At 64.9% G+C, this 15,153-nt stretch carries 16 protein-coding genes and 1 pseudogene; 4 read left to right on the top strand and 13 right to left on the bottom strand.

Features of this window, described 5'->3' with window-relative positions:
• Window positions 1-108: 108 nt before the first annotated feature.
• Complete coding sequence (locus W911_RS03690) at window positions 109-444, top strand: hypothetical protein (RefSeq protein WP_041317307.1); 336 nt, start codon at window positions 109-111, stop codon at window positions 442-444.
• Between the two features lie 82 nt (window positions 445-526).
• Here W911_RS03690 and W911_RS03695 read toward each other — a convergent pair whose 3' ends face one another.
• The 3 genes and pseudogenes from W911_RS03695 to rsmI all read right to left on the bottom strand — a co-directional run bounded on the left by W911_RS03695 (window position 527) and on the right by rsmI (window position 2,494).
• Window positions 527-1,063, bottom strand: a complete 537-nt coding sequence (locus tag W911_RS03695) for an SRPBCC family protein (protein ID WP_023786169.1) — start codon at window positions 1,061-1,063, stop codon at window positions 527-529.
• 143 nt (window positions 1,064-1,206) lie between these two features.
• A pseudogene (locus W911_RS03700) lies at window positions 1,207-1,533 on the bottom strand (YraN family protein); the annotation flags it as partial.
• Between the two features lie 40 nt (window positions 1,534-1,573).
• Complete coding sequence (rsmI, locus tag W911_RS03705) at window positions 1,574-2,494, bottom strand: 16S rRNA (cytidine(1402)-2'-O)-methyltransferase (protein ID WP_023786171.1); 921 nt, start codon at window positions 2,492-2,494, stop codon at window positions 1,574-1,576.
• A gap of 246 nt (window positions 2,495-2,740) precedes the next feature.
• On the opposite strand from rsmI, the gene W911_RS03710 reads away from it, so the two are divergent.
• The gene (locus W911_RS03710) at window positions 2,741-4,024 is read left to right on the top strand and encodes a penicillin-binding protein activator (protein ID WP_144083498.1); all 1,284 of its coding nucleotides are present in this window, start codon (window positions 2,741-2,743) and stop codon (window positions 4,022-4,024) included.
• 25 nt (window positions 4,025-4,049) lie between these two features.
• Here the strand turns inward: W911_RS03710 and W911_RS03715 are convergent, their stop codons facing one another.
• The 3 genes from W911_RS03715 to gluQRS all read right to left on the bottom strand — a co-directional run bounded on the left by W911_RS03715 (window position 4,050) and on the right by gluQRS (window position 7,517).
• Entirely contained in the window at window positions 4,050-4,592 is a 543-nt protein-coding gene (locus W911_RS03715; protein WP_023786173.1) for a hypothetical protein, read from the bottom strand.
• Window positions 4,593-4,876: 284 nt separating this feature from the next.
• Window positions 4,877-6,436: a DUF1287 domain-containing protein gene (locus W911_RS18545; protein ID WP_023786174.1), complete on the bottom strand. Its 1,560-nt coding sequence runs from the start codon at window positions 6,434-6,436 to the stop codon at window positions 4,877-4,879.
• Between the two features lie 91 nt (window positions 6,437-6,527).
• The gene (gene gluQRS, locus W911_RS03725; RefSeq protein WP_023786175.1) at window positions 6,528-7,517 is read right to left on the bottom strand and encodes a tRNA glutamyl-Q(34) synthetase GluQRS; all 990 of its coding nucleotides are present in this window, start codon (window positions 7,515-7,517) and stop codon (window positions 6,528-6,530) included.
• A 53-nt stretch (window positions 7,518-7,570) separates the two neighbouring features.
• Here gluQRS and W911_RS03730 point away from each other — a divergent pair, with 53 nt between their 5' ends.
• Window positions 7,571-8,233 (top strand): DNA-3-methyladenine glycosylase family protein, encoded by a 663-nt coding sequence (locus W911_RS03730; RefSeq protein ID WP_023786176.1) that lies wholly within the window; start codon window positions 7,571-7,573, stop codon window positions 8,231-8,233.
• A 174-nt stretch (window positions 8,234-8,407) separates the two neighbouring features.
• Window positions 8,408-8,968 carry an HNH endonuclease gene (locus W911_RS03735; RefSeq protein ID WP_023786177.1) on the top strand — a complete coding sequence of 187 codons (561 nt, stop codon included), beginning with the start codon at window positions 8,408-8,410 and terminating at the stop codon, window positions 8,966-8,968.
• Between the two features lie 127 nt (window positions 8,969-9,095).
• Here the strand turns inward: W911_RS03735 and W911_RS03740 are convergent, their stop codons facing one another.
• The 7 genes from W911_RS03740 to rph form a co-directional block, all read right to left on the bottom strand.
• On the bottom strand, window positions 9,096-9,320 hold the full coding sequence (locus W911_RS03740) for a hypothetical protein (protein ID WP_041316236.1): 225 nt from the start codon (window positions 9,318-9,320) through the stop codon (window positions 9,096-9,098).
• A 1,083-nt stretch (window positions 9,321-10,403) separates the two neighbouring features.
• Window positions 10,404-10,916 (bottom strand): disulfide bond formation protein B, encoded by a 513-nt coding sequence (locus W911_RS03745; RefSeq protein ID WP_244438583.1) that lies wholly within the window; start codon window positions 10,914-10,916, stop codon window positions 10,404-10,406.
• Window positions 10,917-10,949: 33 nt separating this feature from the next.
• Window positions 10,950-11,534, bottom strand: a complete 585-nt coding sequence (locus tag W911_RS03750; RefSeq protein ID WP_023786180.1) for a YqaA family protein — start codon at window positions 11,532-11,534, stop codon at window positions 10,950-10,952.
• A gap of 94 nt (window positions 11,535-11,628) precedes the next feature.
• Window positions 11,629-12,759 carry a radical SAM family heme chaperone HemW gene (gene hemW / locus W911_RS03755; RefSeq protein WP_081717620.1) on the bottom strand — a complete coding sequence of 377 codons (1,131 nt, stop codon included), beginning with the start codon at window positions 12,757-12,759 and terminating at the stop codon, window positions 11,629-11,631.
• 328 nt (window positions 12,760-13,087) lie between these two features.
• The gene (locus W911_RS18640; RefSeq protein WP_023786181.1) at window positions 13,088-13,966 is read right to left on the bottom strand and encodes a non-canonical purine NTP pyrophosphatase; all 879 of its coding nucleotides are present in this window, start codon (window positions 13,964-13,966) and stop codon (window positions 13,088-13,090) included.
• Window positions 13,963-14,373, bottom strand: a complete 411-nt coding sequence (locus tag W911_RS03765; RefSeq protein WP_023786182.1) for a VOC family protein — start codon at window positions 14,371-14,373, stop codon at window positions 13,963-13,965. The genes W911_RS18640 and W911_RS03765 overlap by 4 nt, the downstream gene beginning before the upstream one ends.
• Window positions 14,374-14,414: 41 nt before the next feature.
• Window positions 14,415-15,128, bottom strand: coding sequence for a ribonuclease PH (rph, locus tag W911_RS03770; protein WP_023786183.1), 714 nt, complete (start codon window positions 15,126-15,128; stop codon window positions 14,415-14,417).
• Window positions 15,129-15,153 lie beyond the last annotated feature (25 nt).

Here is a 15,153-nt window from a genome sequence, read left to right on the forward strand (position 1 = left end):
CGCAGCGGACTTTACCGCAGCGTTCCGTGCGTAACAGCGGCATAGGGCCGTGTCTTGTACGTTCGGGTCATGACAGATCGCGGAACGCGAGATCTTTTGGAGGTTGCCATGACGCCCTCGACCCTGATCGCCCCCGTTTTCAAGTCTACGGCCGTCCGCGCCGTTCTTGCCGCGATCGCCGCCAGCGCCGCTTTCTCCGGGCAGGCGAATGCCGTGAGCCTCGGCGTCAAGCTCGCCTGCGCTTCGGACTACTACTCCTATTGCAGCCAGCATGGCGTCGGCAGCCCGGCCGTCCGGTCGTGCATGCGGGCCAACGGACCCAAGCTTTCGAACCGCTGCGTCAACGCCCTGATCGGCGCGGGCGAGGTTTCGCGCGGCGAAGTCGAGCGCCGCCGGGCCGTTGCGGCCCGCTCCAAGGCTTCGAGGACCGCTTCCGCCAACTGATCTTTCCGTTCTCTTATGAAAGCGGGGACGCGATCCTTGCCGGTTCGCGCCCCCGTTTTCCGTGTCCACAGCCCGCCAATGCTCAATCGTCGTCGTCAGACGAACCGCCGTGCTCGGCTTTGATGGCGTCGACGCCGGCCTCGAAGATGCCGTTGATGACGTCGCGCGCTTCCTTGGCGTCCTTGCCCTCGGCGGGGTCGAAGGTGGCGCTCCAGGTCAGTTTCACGCCATCGAGATCGTCGCCCTCCGGCAAGACCTGAAACTGTGCGGAGTAGTTCTGCACCGGAAGCGGACTTTCGAGGATCGCATAACGATACATCGTGGCGCTGCTCGCAATGAGCTGCTCCCTGATCGTGCCGCCGCCCTTGAGCGTGAGTGTGCGGAACGTGTCGTCACCCTCTTTGCTCTCCTCGCACTTCTCGACCGCCGGGTGCCAATCCTGGATCGCGCACCAGCCGCCGTACTTGTCCCAGAAGGCCTTGCGCTCTGCTTCGGCGGTGCCCTTTTCGACATCGAACTCGTATTTCTTTGCCGCCACGACACTGGCAGCAAAGGCAACGCTCGCGCCAAGTGCGAGAGCGGCTGCAGATGCCGCAATGGCGACGATCGGTTTCTTCATCAGCGTTTTCTCCCTAGAGACGTCGGGTGAGGCCCCGTTTCGAAGCTGCGATGTTACATCGTAGCGTATAATTATCCCGAGCCCAGTCAGGAAGCCCTTGCAATCACACATATTCGTGTAGCGGTGCGCGCAAGGGAGGGCGCCTAGAGGCCGTCCCGGAGGTAGCGGGGCCATTTGCGCGGGACGATCAGCACCAGATCGAAGCCGATGTCGTGCGATTGATAGCGCGTGTTCTGAGCGAGCCAGAGACTGGCCGCGCGCCGAATTCTGTCGCGCTGATAAGGTGTTAGGGCGGCTTCGGCAGCTTCTGGAGACGGGCGGCGCTTGACCTCGACGAAGGCCAGGCGGCGTCCGCGGATGGCGATGAGATCGATTTCTCCGAGCCGCGTCCGTTGGCGGCGGCTCACGATGCGGTAGCCGCGCAGCATCAGGGCGAGTGGCCTTGCCGTTCGCTCTTGCGCCGGGCGGCGCGCGCGTCTCCGTCGGAGTGTCGGCGCGGCGCCCGCATGGTCATTGGCGGCGTTTGAGGTCGAGGGCGATGTCGTAGACGCGCGCCTTGGGGACCTTCAGCGTGTCGGCCACCATTTTTGTGGCGTCACGGAGGCTCAGGGTTTCGAGCGCGGGGGCGAGGCGTTCGGCAATGGTGGCGTCGCTCGCCTCCTCATCGGCTGGGGGGCCGACGACGATCACGACTTCGCCCTTGGGCGGGTCGCTTTCCGCCTTTTCCGCAAGCTCGGCGAGCGTGCCGCGGCGGACTTCCTCATGCAGTTTCGTGAGTTCGCGGGCGAGAACGGCTTCGCGGTCGCCCAGGCGATCCCTAAGGTCTGCGAGGGTTGCGGCGGCGCGGTTGGGGGCTTCGAAGAAAACGAGCGTGCCCGGCACGGCAGCCAGCTCGGCTATACGGCTGTTCCGTGCGCCTTCTTTCGGCGGTAGGAAGCCCGCAAAAAAGAAGGCGTCGGTCGGCAGGCCCGCGACGGTCAGCGCCGCGAGGCTGGCGGATGGGCCGGGCACCGCCGTCACGGCGTGCCCTGCCGCAGCCGCGTCCCGAACGAGCTTGAAACCGGGGTCGGAAATCAGCGGGGTTCCTGCGTCGCTGATCAGGGCCACGGCGCGGCCGGCGGCGAGTTCGCGCACGATGCGTGGGCGCTCTGTCTCGGCGTTGTGCTCGTGGTAGGGGCGCAGGGTTGCCCGGATCGCGTAATGAGCGAGGAGCGTGCGGCTGTGGCGGGTGTCCTCGCAGTAGACGACATCGGCGCGGGCGAGGGTTGCAATGGCGCGTAATGAGATGTCGGCCAGGTGCCCGATGGGGGTTGCGACGAGGTAGAGGCCAGGCGTGAGCGGTTGAGCGAGCTGGCGGTCGACCTCGAATACGACGCGATTGGCCGTCGTCGAGGAGGCTGCCGTTTCGGTTTCCCGCGTATCGTCGGGCATGTCATCCGCTCCGGTTGACGCGCGCTGGTTAACGGTGCGCCGTGCCAGCGCCGGGCGACATTCGCCGACTGTTGCGCGACCACGTTTTCACCCTTTTGCCGTGAAAGATCCAAGCCATATTTCGGTGGGGGGCACAATTCGCTTCACCCTGCCGTCCACGAGCTGTAACGAAATCTTCCCAACCTCATTGCCAGGTTTGGCTGTAACCTCGCGTGCGATCTCCATAAGGCCGACGGTGTTTTCTGCGTGACGACCGATTCTTGCCGGCCGCCCTCCATTCGGCCCGACAGCGGAGTTCCTGGCCGGCTCGCGGTTCGAGCCGCGCGGGCGCTTACGTGGTGGCGCCTCATCCTTGTCGGCGCGGCCGCTCTGTGGCTAGCGGCTTGCGCCACCAATCTCGGCGGATCGGACAGCTCCACCGAAGGGCTCGGTGCGGGACCGCCCACGGCGCCAGCCGGAAATGGACGCCCACGGAAACCCGTGCGCATCGGAATGTTGCTGCCGCTCTCGGGCTTCGGCCCGCAGGCGGCGACGGCGCGTGGCATGAAACAGGGCGGGGAACTCGCGCTTTTCGAACTCGATACGCCGCTCGTACAACTTATCGTCAAGGACGATGGGGGGACCGCGCAGGGCGCGGCGCAGGCTGCGACGGACGCGATCGGCGAGGGCGCGGAAATCCTTGTCGGGCCGCTGACGGCGGAAGCGACCGTTGCGGTTGCTCCGGTCGCGCGGCAGGCCAACGTGCCGGTGCTCTCGTTCTCCAACGATCGGCGCGCGGCGGGACCGGGCGTCTACCTCATGAGCGTTCTGCCGGAGCAGGAGGTGGAGCGGATCGTGGCCTATGCCGCGGCGCGCGGCAAACGCCGCTTTGCGGCCCTGCTGCCGGATGACGGCTATGGACAGGTGATCGAGCCTGCACTGCATCGCGCGGCGCAGCGCCATGGGGGATCGGTCGCGGCCGTGACACGCTATCCGTTGACGGCCAACGCGATGCTGGAGCCGGTGAGGATGCTGGCCGACGGGCTCCGGCAAAGCACCGATACGGTCGCGCCTGTCGACACGCTGCTGGTCGCGGGTGGTGCGGAGGTGCTGCCGCAGATCGATCCCATCCTCACCTATTCGGGTGTCAGGGGCGATACGGTGCAGTTCATCGGCACGGGTGGCTGGGATTATCCCAACGCCGGGCGTGCGCAGGCTTTCGTCGGTGGCTGGTATCCCGGGCCCGATCCGCACGGATGGCGCGATTATGTGCAGCGGTTCTCGCGGACGTTCGGTCAGCCACCGCCGCGGCTTTCGAGCCTGGCGTACGATGCCGTGAGCATTGCGATCACGCTGTCTTCAGCCGAGCCTGGGCAGCGGTTTACGACCGAGACGCTGACGCGGCCGGCCGGATTTACGGGGATCGACGGGCATCTGAGGTTTCGCGCCGACGGGTTATCCGAGCGGGCGATTGCGGTGCTGGAGTTGCAGACCTTCGGCGGGCACGTGCTCGATCCCGCGCAGTCCGTTCCGCCGCCCGACGGGCGGTGAGGTGCTCAGGGCGCTTTTCCCGGACTTAAGCTGCCGTGAGAAGGCGGTCCTTCGGGCGTGTTGCGGCGTTTCTCCGCGACAGGGCGAGAAGCGCTTCAATCGAGGTGTCGAGCCGGACGGCGGCATCGCCGTCCGCGGGCTTTTGCTCCGTCCGGGCGGGAGCCTTGCTCAGCGCGGGGCTCAACTCGTCCCGCATCCGGTCGAGGACGTACGTGATTGCGCCGAGCTGCTCGCGGGCCTTTTCGTGCAGCTCCACGGCTCTTTCGACGCCTTTCGCGCCGCTCACCAACGGCTCTGTGGCCAGCGCCCAGGACAGCGGATCGTCCAGCAGATCGGCTTCGACGCGGGCGACGACGCGTGTCTGGACGGTTGCGACGGGAACGGCCTTGGCCGGTGCCACGGCCTCGCGCACCAGGAGCGGCTTCATGCGCACAACGGCGGCGGCGCCTGCTTCAGCCGTGCGGCGCGCGCGCGAGAACGCGGCAGAAGCGCGTTCCGGCAGGCGGCGGCTCTCCTCCATGACGAGGAAAACGAGATCCTCGAACCAGAATGGGTTGGAAGAGGTCATCCGGAAGCTAGGCATTTTCGGTTTTCCGCGTGCGCTGGAATTCGATCTCAAAGTCTGTTGCGTACGCACTACCGGCATGCCGACCCTTTTCGGCATTTTACTCATCCATGAAAGCTGAGCTTATTCGCTGCCTTAGGCAAGCGTGTTGCTAGTCTTTTTATGTTTTGGCGATGCTTTTTCAAGGAGTCCGCGCCGAAATACGTGGTTTACGGTTTATGAGCCCGCCAAGTTGCAGGGACTCCCAATTCGTTTCTTCGCAGGCGGAGAAAAAAGGAGGCTCTCGCTCAATTGCCGGGAGCGGGGAGAAAAACCGGGAGGGCTGCCGCGGCGATGCCGGCTACGGGCGAGATCGAGGGTGCGGCTCTTTCCGGTGCACGCGCTTCCTGGACGGGCATCGGCCCGCGGTAGCGGTAGTGGCCGGTGATCCGGTCGACGAAGAGCGCGTCTTCGAGCTGCGGGCCCCAGCCCCGATTGTGCACGATCATCGGGCGGCCGGAAGGCGCAATTTCCGAGGATACGATTGCGATGTGCGAGCGCGAGCCTCTGTTCTGCGGCCGGTGATAGGTCACGATATCGCCGGGTCTGTAATCCTCGGCGAAGGGCGAGACGGGGAGGCTTTCGCCGTGGGCGGCGAAGAAGCGGCGCAGCACCTCGGTGCGGCGATGGTCGATGTTGCGGTCGCCCCGGCCTGAGCGGGTTTGGTGGACGAGCGCCTGCAGGTCGAGCCCGAGCGCGCGGTAGGCGCGTACGACAACGTCGGTGCAGACGCCGAACATGTGGTGCACGTCGCCCATGGGATAGGCGATGCTGCGATAGGTGTCGTTGTAGACAACGAAGACCGTGGTCTGCGCTTCGGCCGCTTCGGCGAGGCGGAGCCCGAAGGCTTCGGGGCTGAGCGAGACGGGCGCGGCGGTGCTGACGGGAAGCGTGCCGGTCATGACAGGGGCGTTTCGCTCCGCATCCGCAACCGTACAGATGCCCGGCAGAATGGGCTGGCCGCTATCATCGGCCTCGAATGCTTCGATGGGTGCGGGCACGACGCTGGGCTGTCTCAGGCCGGCCACGGGGGCTGGGTTCAGAAAAGCCACGGTCGTTGGCGGTTCGGACGGCAGCGCTGCCGTTGCGGGAGCCTTGGTTTCCGGAATCGAGGACAAATTACGAGGCACCGGGGCCAAGTCCGCCGGGGTTGCCACCTGGCGGGCGTCGGCGTAGCCCGCTTGGGCGACGGCGGGGACCGTTGGTGCGGTGGGGTTCGGAGCTTCCGTTTCCGGTGTGCCGGCGAGCAGGCGCACGGCCGTTGCCGGCATCGCCGTTTCGCGAGCGATCGCCGGACGTGCCGCGGGCTCCGGCAACTCCGCTGCGGGGGGGAGGCCCGTTTTCGCGATGCCGGGGCGGATGGATGCCACTTCCCGATCTGGCCCAACGATCGCGGCGAGCGTGACGTAGTCGTAGAGCGTGCGCATCGATTGATGGGCGACGAGGGCCGACGCCACGAGGAGGATCGGCAGGAACAGAAGCAGCAGAACCTGGCGTTCGTCCCGCGAATAGGGAAGCGCGATTGTGCGTGGGGGCGTGCGCGAGTTTTCAAACGTCGAGCGGAGCTCGCCTGCCGAGATGCGCTGGGCGAGGCGTGCGAGTTCGGACCAGCCGCGGCGTGCTGAGGCGGTCCCGGAGGATCGGATCGCTGAGAGGTGGCGGCGGCCTATGGACGCGAGCGAGGTGTGCCGCTGGGCGCGGCCTGCGTGGCGCGCGCGCTGTGCCGGTGCGAGGGTACGCCGCGGAGCGATCGCCGGGCTTGGGGCACGGCGTTTGGCCTTCGGTTTGGGCTTCCGCGGCTTTTTCACCTAGCAAGCTCACTAACAGGCTCAGATATCGGGAAAATCCACGGTTGAAGTGTAGGCGATAAGCCGATGGCGGGCCATCGGAAACATTGGTTTACGAACGGTCGTTAGCCGGAATGGTGGGCAGTTGATGCCCAAGGTCCACACGTGCGCGCACCTCCGCCGGCTCGACGCCCTCGTCCCGAAACTCGGCCAGGGGGCGTGCGCCGGCGCTTTTGGCGAGCTTGCGTCCGTCGGGGCCGGTCAGCAGGCGGTGGTGATGATAGACCGGCCGGCGAATGCCGAGGAGGACTTGCAGAAGGCGGTGCAATCCGGTCGCGGCGTAAAGATCCCGGCCGCGCACTACGTGGGTGATGCCTTGGCGCGCGTCGTCGACCACGCAGGCGAGGTGGTAGCTCGTCGGGGTATCTTTGCGCACGATAATCGCATCTCCCCACACGGCGGGGTCTGCCTCGATCTCTTCGCCGGTTCCGTCGGCGGCGAGTTCGCAGAACGTCACGCGTCGCGCGTTCGTCCTGAGTGCGAGCACGTCGAGGGCCTGGTCCATGTCGAGGCGCAACGCGAACGGTTCATTGCGCCTCATGCGCTCTGCAACTTCCTCCTTCGCGAGGCGTTTGTGCAGGCCGGGATAGAGCGGTGCGCCGTCCGGATCGCGTGCGCCCGGTGCACGCTTCGAGGCTTCGGCGATTTCGGCGCGCGTTGCGAAACAGGGATAGAGCAGGCCCAACTTGAGAAGCGTGTGGGCGGCGGCCTGGTAGGTCGCGAAATGCTCGCTCTGGCGCAGCACGGGCTCTTCCCAGCTCAGGCCGAGCCAGGCGAGGTCGTCGAAGATGCCGGTGACGTGCTCTTCGCGCGTGCGGGCGAGGTCGATGTCCTCGATGCGAAGGAGAAAGCGGCCGCCGAAGCTTTGCGCCATGTCGAAGTTGAGAAACGCCGAGAGTGCGTGGCCGAGGTGGAGCGGGCCGTTCGGGCTCGGAGCGAAGCGGAATACGGGACGCGCTTCGCCGTTCGAACGATCGTCGCCGTCCGGCCGCCGCGGCAGCTCTGCGGGCCGCCAGCGGCGCGTGTATGTTTCCAATTTCATGGACGAAGCCTACTTTGAGAGAGCGTCTGCGAAAAGCGGGGAGCGTCGATCTCATGGCGAGGAAGATACGGGAGGCACGGAGGGTCCGCGTCAGCGCGACGTTGGAGAGCGCGCGCGACATCCGCGCCGGAGCGTTGGCGTTGCGGCGTCTGTGTCCGGTGATGCGGCGCGTGCATGACACGATCGGCGACCCTTTGCTGCGGCGCCATCCGGCAGGGTTCGAGGGCCTTGCGCGGATCGTCGTCGGGCAGCAGCTTTCCATTGCGAGTGCGGCTGCGATCTGGGCGCGCACAGTGCGCGCCGTCGATCCGTTCGATGCCGAGACGCTGCTCGCGCAGGACGATGCGACATTGCGGGCTGCCGGGTTGTCGCAAGGAAAGATGCGAACGTTGCGGGCGGCTGCGAGCGCCATTCAAAGCGGCGCGCTCGTGCTCGATCAGGATATGGCCGATACGGAGCTTTTCGACGCGCTCGTGGGCGTGAGCGGCATCGGTCCATGGACGGCGGATATCTACCTGTTGTTTTGTCTTGGTCGGCCGGACGGCTTCGCGTCGGGTGATCTCGCGCTGCAGATTGCGGCCCAACGCGCATTCGCGTTCGAAACGCGACCCAGTTCGCGCGAATTGTTGGCGCTTGCCGAGCGGTGGCGGCCATGGCGAGGCGTGGCGGCGCATCTTCTCTGGGCGTTCTACGCACACCAGCGCGTTTCGCGGTAGGCGTGCGATCCGAACGCGCCGTCGACGCGTATAAATTGGGTCATCCGACTGATACGACGCGGAAAGTTCCCATTAGACAGGGGTTCTTCACAGAGCTGTCATGCGTCGCTAGTATCCGCACCCGATATCGGAGGGTTCCCTTCGATTCGACGCGAACCGATTGGAAGCAGCCTCGTGAACGCTCATGCTGCCAAGCCGGACTCGTTTCCGGCACTGGTTCTCAACGCCGACTTCCGGCCCCTGAGCTACTACCCGTTGTCGCTCTGGAGCTGGCAGGAGTCGGTGAAGGCCGTCTTTTTGGATCGCGTCAACATCGTCTCGGAGTATGAGCGGACAGTTCGCTCGACGAGCTTCGAGATGCAGCTTCCCTCCGTCGTTTCTCTCAAAACTTACGTCAAACCGGCGCTGTATCCCGCTTTTACGCGGTTCAACGTTTTCCTGCGCGATCGCTTCAGTTGCCAGTATTGCGGCATCAAGGACGACCTGACGTTCGATCATCTCATTCCGCGCTCGCGCGGCGGGTTGACCCGCTGGGACAATGTCGTGACCGCATGCGCGCCCTGCAACCTCAGGAAGGGTGCGGAGATGCCGTGGGATATCGAGATGCGGCCGCACCAGATGCCGTATCGGCCGACGGTGTTCGAGCTTCACAGGAACGGGCGGCTGTTCCCGCCGAACTATCTGCACGATAGTTGGCTCGACTATCTCTACTGGGACACCGAACTGGAGCCGTAGGGCGCGTTTGCGCGGCCATGATTGACTCCGGCCCGGTTTGCAGATCTGTTCCGCGCGCAAAAAAAGGCCCCGTTGCCGGGGCCTGAATTGGAAGGTCCAAGCTGATAAGCGTCAAGCAGCGCGCGGCTCAGGCGGCGCGCTTTTCCGGCTTTGCGCAGAGGACGAGCGCGATCGCCTCGACGGCTTTCCCCCAATCGGCTGCGTTCTTCGTGTCCGCTGTGCCGGTTTCGGCGCCGAATGCGCGCATTGCGTCGCGGGCCGTTCCGCCGTCGCGGAAAAAGCGAGCGCAGGACTGGCGCGCAATGCCGACGGCCTGATGCCATTCAATCGGATTGACGTGCTCGGGAACCATTGGGTCGCTCCTCAATTTACTGTGACTCAAACGTTGGGGGGCAAGCACACCGGTTCGCTTCAGTGCCACTACGCATATACCGGTCCATGTGACACCAACTGGGACTGATCGTCAGGTGCCCGGTATGCTTGCCTACTCGTTGGAGGCTTTTCGAGAGCCTCCGAATTCCTTGGCCGACTATTGCTTCGTGTAGGAAATCGGCCGGTTTCCTGCCTGTTGCGGCGATTTCTCCGCGATGGGGTTTGTCGCTCCGCCGCGAGACCCGTCTTTCGTGGCTGCCAGGACGACGCCAACAACATCCTGCAGCGAACGCCAGTGACTTTCTTCCAAACGCATCGACTTCACTCACTCTTACGCGACGACCGGAACATGCGGGATCCGTCGCTCAATTGAGCGAGACGCTGGATCCTTCCTGCCGGAGACGCTGAACTGAAGAATTCCGGGGTGCGAACCGCTCAGACAAACGCATGGACTTTTGTGTCCGAGCGGTTCGCTTCATTCTTTCGAACACGCGTTTCAGCGTGTCTTTGGGGGACTTTTGGGGGTACGCCAACGCAACGCTACGCGGAACTTCGGTACGCAAAACTGGGGTACGCAAAACTGGGGTACGCAAGACTGGGGTACTCAACTCACGCTTACTCAACGCAACACCGCTACTCGGTACGCAACTGACGCAACGCTTACGCATTCGGTTCCAGGGAGATGGTCTGTCTGTTGTGGAAAACACCGATGCCATCTGCTTCCGTCGATCGTGGGCGGACACAACACTTGCCCCTTTCTCCGACACAAAGAGCGTTTCGGCAGTTTCGAACGGGACACCCTCCCAGAGCTTCCCGCACGTCCACATTTCCCTCCCTCCGCGGTCCGCTGACACTCACGCTGTTCCATTTGCGTTCCGCGTATGGACTCATATGACCGTGACACTGTGGCCACGGCAGGGCGCAAAAATGACTTGCGGTGGAAATCATCTTGACATGCTACGTCGCGGCCACATGCGAAGTTCGCAAGCGGCTCACGCGTCTGGATTTTTGGTTTGCGGCGCGCGCTTGTTGATAATTTCAAGCGCTTGAATCAACGGCCGTTTCAGTCGCGCACAGATGCTGAAAGAAAGGCAGCTTTGAGCGCGCCGGTGAACGCTGCGAGCGAGGCGACGACGTTCCAGCCCGCAAAGGATAGCCCCGCGAACGTCCACGGGGCTTCGTCGCAACGGACGACGCGGCTTTCCGCGAGGCTCGACAGCAGGTCGGATGCGGAGGTGGGGAGCGACTGGGCTGCACCGCACGTCGTAGGGCCCGGCCAGAATTTCCATTCAGCGCCCGCGTGATAGACGCCGAGGCCAGCGTTGCCGAGGAAGGCGAGCGCGACGACGACGTAGAGGAAGGCCGCGAGGCGCGGCATCTCGGATGTCAACGCCATGGCGACGAACAGCAGCGGAATGGCTGCATAGTAGGCGTAGCGCTGCATCAGGCAGAGCGGGCAGGGCGTGTAGCCGCCGAGGTGTTCGAAGGCGAGCGCGACGAGAATGATGCCGGTCGCGAAAAACAGCGTCAGGCCGCCGGTGCGGTAGGCGGCGCTTTTTTCGGGGATTTCAGACATTAACATACTCAAGATCCTCGGTACGCCAGGAGCTTAGACCACATACTTGACGGCGACAAAGCCGCCGACCAGAAGCACGACGAACACGGTCGTCACCAGCGTGAGGCGGCGTTCGATGAATTCGCGGATCGGCGGGCCGAAATAGTAGAGCAGGCCCGCGACGAGAAAGAAGCGCGAGGCGCGCGCTACGATGCTGGCGAGCATGAACGGGAGGATCGGCATAGCCGTTACGCCTGCCGTGATCGTGAGCACCTTGTAGGGGAAGGGCGTGAGGCCGCCCAGGACGATCAAGATCCAGATGCTCCATTCATTGAACCACGTGGAGAATTCCGCGACCTTGTCGGCCTTGCCGTAGAGTTCGAGGATCGGCAGGCCGATCTGCTCGAACAGGAAATAGCCGATGATGTAGCCGGCGATGCCGCCGAGCACGGAGCCGACGGTTGCGATGGAGGCGTAGAGCATCGCTTTCGCGCGCTCTGCGATCACCATCGGGATCAGCATCACGTCGGGCGGGATCGGGAAGAACGAGCTTTCGATGAACGAGATCCAGAACAGCGCGTGCTTCGCGCGGCCGTGGCGGGCGAGATCCATCGTCCAGTCGTAGAGCCGCCTAATCATGATCCGTCGTGCTCCGTGGAGAGGTTTCCGGCGTGCTTAGTGGGCGGCGGTCCACTTGTCTATTGCAGGCAGGACGCAGCGAGGGCGGTGTTTTTTATTGGTGTTGAAGCGCGGTTTCCAGTCCCGATGTGAGTTCGAGGACGAGGTGGTTCAGGATAAAGCGGCCTTCGCCGGTGGCGCGGATGCGGCCAAGGCGGGGCGCTTTTTCTTGGCCGGCTGGGGTGAGGCCCGGGCCGAGGCAGGCGCGGATTTCGTCGAAGCCGGGTTCGGAAGCGGGTGCAGTGGCGGGAGAGATCTGCTCGATCAGCCCCTGGTCGGAGAGTTTCCGGAGGCGGGCCGCGCTGGGTGCGAGGCCGCTGATGCGGGCGAGGCGGTCGAGATCTACGCCTTCCGCAAGGCGCAGACCCATCAGCAGCAGTTCGTCGGCTTGGGCGGAAGAGGGGATCGCTTCTGTAGCCGCGATGCCGTGGCCGGTTTCTTCGACGTTCGCGAGCCATGCTTCGGGGTTGCGTTCGGTTTCGGTGGCGAGGAGTGCCGCAGGTGTTTGCAAGCGGCCGTGGGCGCCGGGGCCGATGCCTGCGTAGGTGCCATAGCGCCAGTAGGTGAGGTTGTGGCGGCTTTGCTCGCCGGGCGCGGCGTGGTTCGAGATCTCGTATTGGGGCAGGCCGGCAGCGGCGGTGAGATCCTGCGTCACTTCGTAGAGATCGTGAGCGGCTTCGGCGGCGGGAATTGCGAGGCGGCCTTTCGCATAGAGGGCTGCGAAGGGCGTCTCTGGCTCGATGGTGAGCTGGTAGAGCGAGAGATGGCGGCCGGCCAGCGCGAGCGCTTCGGTAAGTTCCGCGCGCCAATCGGCGGGTGTTTGGTGCGGGCGGGCGTAGATGAGATCGAAGGAAACGCGGTCGAATGTCTTGTGGGCGAGCGCAACGGCAGCCTTCGCCTCTTCCACCGAATGGATGCGGCCGAGGCGTTTGAGATCCTCGTCGCGGAGCGACTGCACGCCGATGGAGACGCGGTTGACGCCTGCCGTGCGATAGCCCGCGAAGCGGCCGGCTTCGACGCTGCCCGGGTTGGCTTCGAGCGTGATTTCGGCGCCCGGCGACACGGGCCAGAGGCTTGCGATGTGATCGAGGATTGCGGCGACGGTTGCAGGCTGCATGAGAGACGGCGTGCCACCGCCGAAAAAGATCGAGGTGACGGTGGGGGGCGATGCGCCTTCCCCTCCCATGTCATGGCGGAGCCATGCTCCGCATGGACTTGGGGAGGGGTTAGGGGTGGGGGAAGCCCGACAGCAGCCGTTCTGGAATCCCCCCCTCCCGGCCTCCCCCACAAGGGGGGAGGGGAAGAGGAGCGAGGGCCACCGTGCGCGATCAGGTTTGCGACGTGGTCGAGTTCGCGTTTGTAGGCGGCGAGGAAGCGCGGCTCGTCCCAGCCGCCGAAGCGGACGTGACTGTTGAAATCGCAGTAGGGGCATTTCTGCGCGCAGAACGGCCAGTGGATGTAGACGCCGAAGCCGGGCGTGCCGTCGTCGGTTGCTGTGGCTTGGATCGGCGGCGTCATCGGCTGGCGGCGAGGAGCGCGCGGGCGAGCGTGCGCCAGCGGGGTTCGGCATCGGGCGTGTCGACCTTTTCCGCAGCCTGTTGGAGAGCACCCAGGAAGCTTGTCAAGTCGCGCACCGGCCAGTCGGCGCCGTTGGTTGCGAGGTCGTCGCGCAAGGAGGCGATGAAGCGGGCCAGTTCGGCTTGCGTCGAGAGATTGCGGGCGGCGGCTTCGAGGCCTTCGAGGTCGCGGCCGGATTTCGGACGTGCAGGTTCGGCTGCGATGCCTTCGAGGCAGTCGCGCTTGAAGGCGGCGAAAGCGCGGGTGCGATGGGAGATGGCGTATTTGCCCGCGGGTTCCATTTCGCCGAAGGTTTCGGTTGCGCCTTCGGGCACGAACATGGGGTCGAAGCCGAAGCCGTTTCCGCCGCGGGGTGGCCAGACGAGCGTGCCGTCCACGCGGCCGCGGAAGAGGCGCGTTTCGCCCGTAGGCCACGCGAGGCAGAGCACGGAAATGAAGTTCGCCGTGGGGGCGGGGCCGGACCAGGCGCCGCGTTCCGCGAGTTCGTCGTGGACCCGTTGCATGGCGCGGCCGAAGTCCTTGCCGGGCATGGCCCAGTCGGCCGAATAGACGCCGGGCGCGCCGTCGAGCGCGTGGACCTCGATGCCGGAATCGTCTGCGAGCGAGGGAAGCCCCGACGCTTTTGCGGCGGCGACGGCTTTGAGGGTGGCGTTGCCTTCGAAGGTCGTTTCGGTTTCCTCCGGCTCCGCAAGGCCGAGATCTCCGGCGGAAACCGCGTCGAGACCGAAGGGGGCGATCAGTTCCTTGATCTCCCAGACCTTGCCGGGGTTGTGGCTCGCGACAACGAGGCGTGTGCCGAACGTCAGCGTGGTCATGCGTCAAAACCCCAGATGCGCGGCTCGGCGAATTCTACGGAATTGCCGGCGGGATCGCGGAAATAGATGGAACGGCCGCCCTGGGGCCACTCGAAGTCGGATTCGATTGCGACGCTCATGGCGGAGAGGCGCTGGCGCCACGCTTCGATTTCGTCCGCGTTGGCTGCAAAGCAGACGTGTCCCTGGCCTCTGGCGCCGTGAGGCGGCACGGGAAGGGGACCGTCCGGGGGAGTGCGGGTTGCCTCGGGATTAAAGATCAAAAGCATGTGATGCGCGAGCTTGTAGAAGATGTGGCGGCCGTCGACCTTTGCGTGCGGTGCAACTCCAAGCAGGCGCGTGTAAAAGGCTTCCGCGGCGGGAAGGTCGCGCGCGTAGATTACCGCTTCGAGGATGGCAGGCTTTGTCATGGTTTCGGTCTATGGCATCGAGGGCTCAAGACCTCAACCGATCACGCGACCGTTAGTTTCTGCAGCTCGACCAGTTCGGCGATGCCCTTGCGGGCGAGTGCCATCAGAGCGTCGAAGCTTTCCTGGCTGAAGGCCGTGGTTTCGGCGGTACCCTGGACTTCGACGATGCCGCCGGCGCCGGTCATGACGAAATTGGAATCCGCATCCGCGTTCGAATCTTCCAGGTAGTCGAGATCGAGGACGGGCGTGCCGTTGTAAAGGCCGCAGGAAATGGCGGCCACGTGGTCTCGCAGAACGCCGTCCTTCACCATGTCGCGGAGCTTCATCCACTGGATGCAGTCGTGGAGCGCCACCCACGCGCCGGTGATCGCGGCGGTGCGGGTGCCGCCGTCGGCCTGGATCACGTCGCAGTCGATGGAGATCTGGCGTTCGCCGAGCTTGGGGAGATCGACCACGGCGCGGAGTGCGCGGCCGATGAGGCGCTGGATTTCCTGGGTGCGGCCCGACTGGTGGCCGACGGATGCCTCGCGGCGGGTGCGGTCGGTGGTGGCGCGGGGGAGCATGCCGTATTCGGCCGTGACCCAGCCGCGGCCCTGGCCCTTGAGCCACGGGGGAATGCGCTCTTCAAGGCTTGCGGTGCAGAGTACGTGGGTGTTGCCGAACTTGATCAGGCAGGAGCCCTCGGCGTGCATGGAGACCGCGCGTTCGAAGGAGACGCGGCGAAGTTCGCCAGGCTGGCGTTTGGAAGGGCGCATGTGGTTTCGGCTTTCTCGGAATGCT

It is taken from the genome of Hyphomicrobium nitrativorans NL23, from assembly GCF_000503895.1.
In the GTDB taxonomy this organism is placed as follows: Bacteria; Pseudomonadota; Alphaproteobacteria; order Rhizobiales; family Hyphomicrobiaceae; genus Hyphomicrobium_C; species Hyphomicrobium_C nitrativorans.

What these genes read in the sequence shown, in the direction of transcription:
- W911_RS03690 (WP_041317307.1), top strand. Translation starts at nt 109, where the DNA reads ATGACGCCCTCGACCCTGATCGCCCCCGTTTTCAAGTCTACGGCCGTC.
- W911_RS03695 (WP_023786169.1), bottom strand. Translation starts at nt 1,063, where the DNA reads ATGAAGAAACCGATCGTCGCCATTGCGGCATCTGCAGCCGCTCTCGCA.
- rsmI (WP_023786171.1), bottom strand. Translation starts at nt 2,494, where the DNA reads ATGCCCGACGATACGCGGGAAACCGAAACGGCAGCCTCCTCGACGACG.
- W911_RS03715 (WP_023786173.1), bottom strand. Translation starts at nt 4,592, where the DNA reads ATGACCTCTTCCAACCCATTCTGGTTCGAGGATCTCGTTTTCCTCGTC.
- gluQRS (WP_023786175.1), bottom strand. Translation starts at nt 7,517, where the DNA reads ATGAAATTGGAAACATACACGCGCCGCTGGCGGCCCGCAGAGCTGCCG.
- W911_RS03730 (WP_023786176.1), top strand. Translation starts at nt 7,571, where the DNA reads ATGGCGAGGAAGATACGGGAGGCACGGAGGGTCCGCGTCAGCGCGACG.
- W911_RS03740 (WP_041316236.1), bottom strand. Translation starts at nt 9,320, where the DNA reads ATGGTTCCCGAGCACGTCAATCCGATTGAATGGCATCAGGCCGTCGGC.
- W911_RS03745 (WP_244438583.1), bottom strand. Translation starts at nt 10,916, where the DNA reads ATGTCTGAAATCCCCGAAAAAAGCGCCGCCTACCGCACCGGCGGCCTG.
- W911_RS03750 (WP_023786180.1), bottom strand. Translation starts at nt 11,534, where the DNA reads ATGATTAGGCGGCTCTACGACTGGACGATGGATCTCGCCCGCCACGGC.
- hemW (WP_081717620.1), bottom strand. Translation starts at nt 12,759, where the DNA reads ATGGGAGGGGAAGGCGCATCGCCCCCCACCGTCACCTCGATCTTTTTC.
- W911_RS18640 (WP_023786181.1), bottom strand. Translation starts at nt 13,966, where the DNA reads ATGACCACGCTGACGTTCGGCACACGCCTCGTTGTCGCGAGCCACAAC.
- W911_RS03765 (WP_023786182.1), bottom strand. Translation starts at nt 14,373, where the DNA reads ATGACAAAGCCTGCCATCCTCGAAGCGGTAATCTACGCGCGCGACCTT.
- rph (WP_023786183.1), bottom strand. Translation starts at nt 15,128, where the DNA reads ATGCGCCCTTCCAAACGCCAGCCTGGCGAACTTCGCCGCGTCTCCTTC.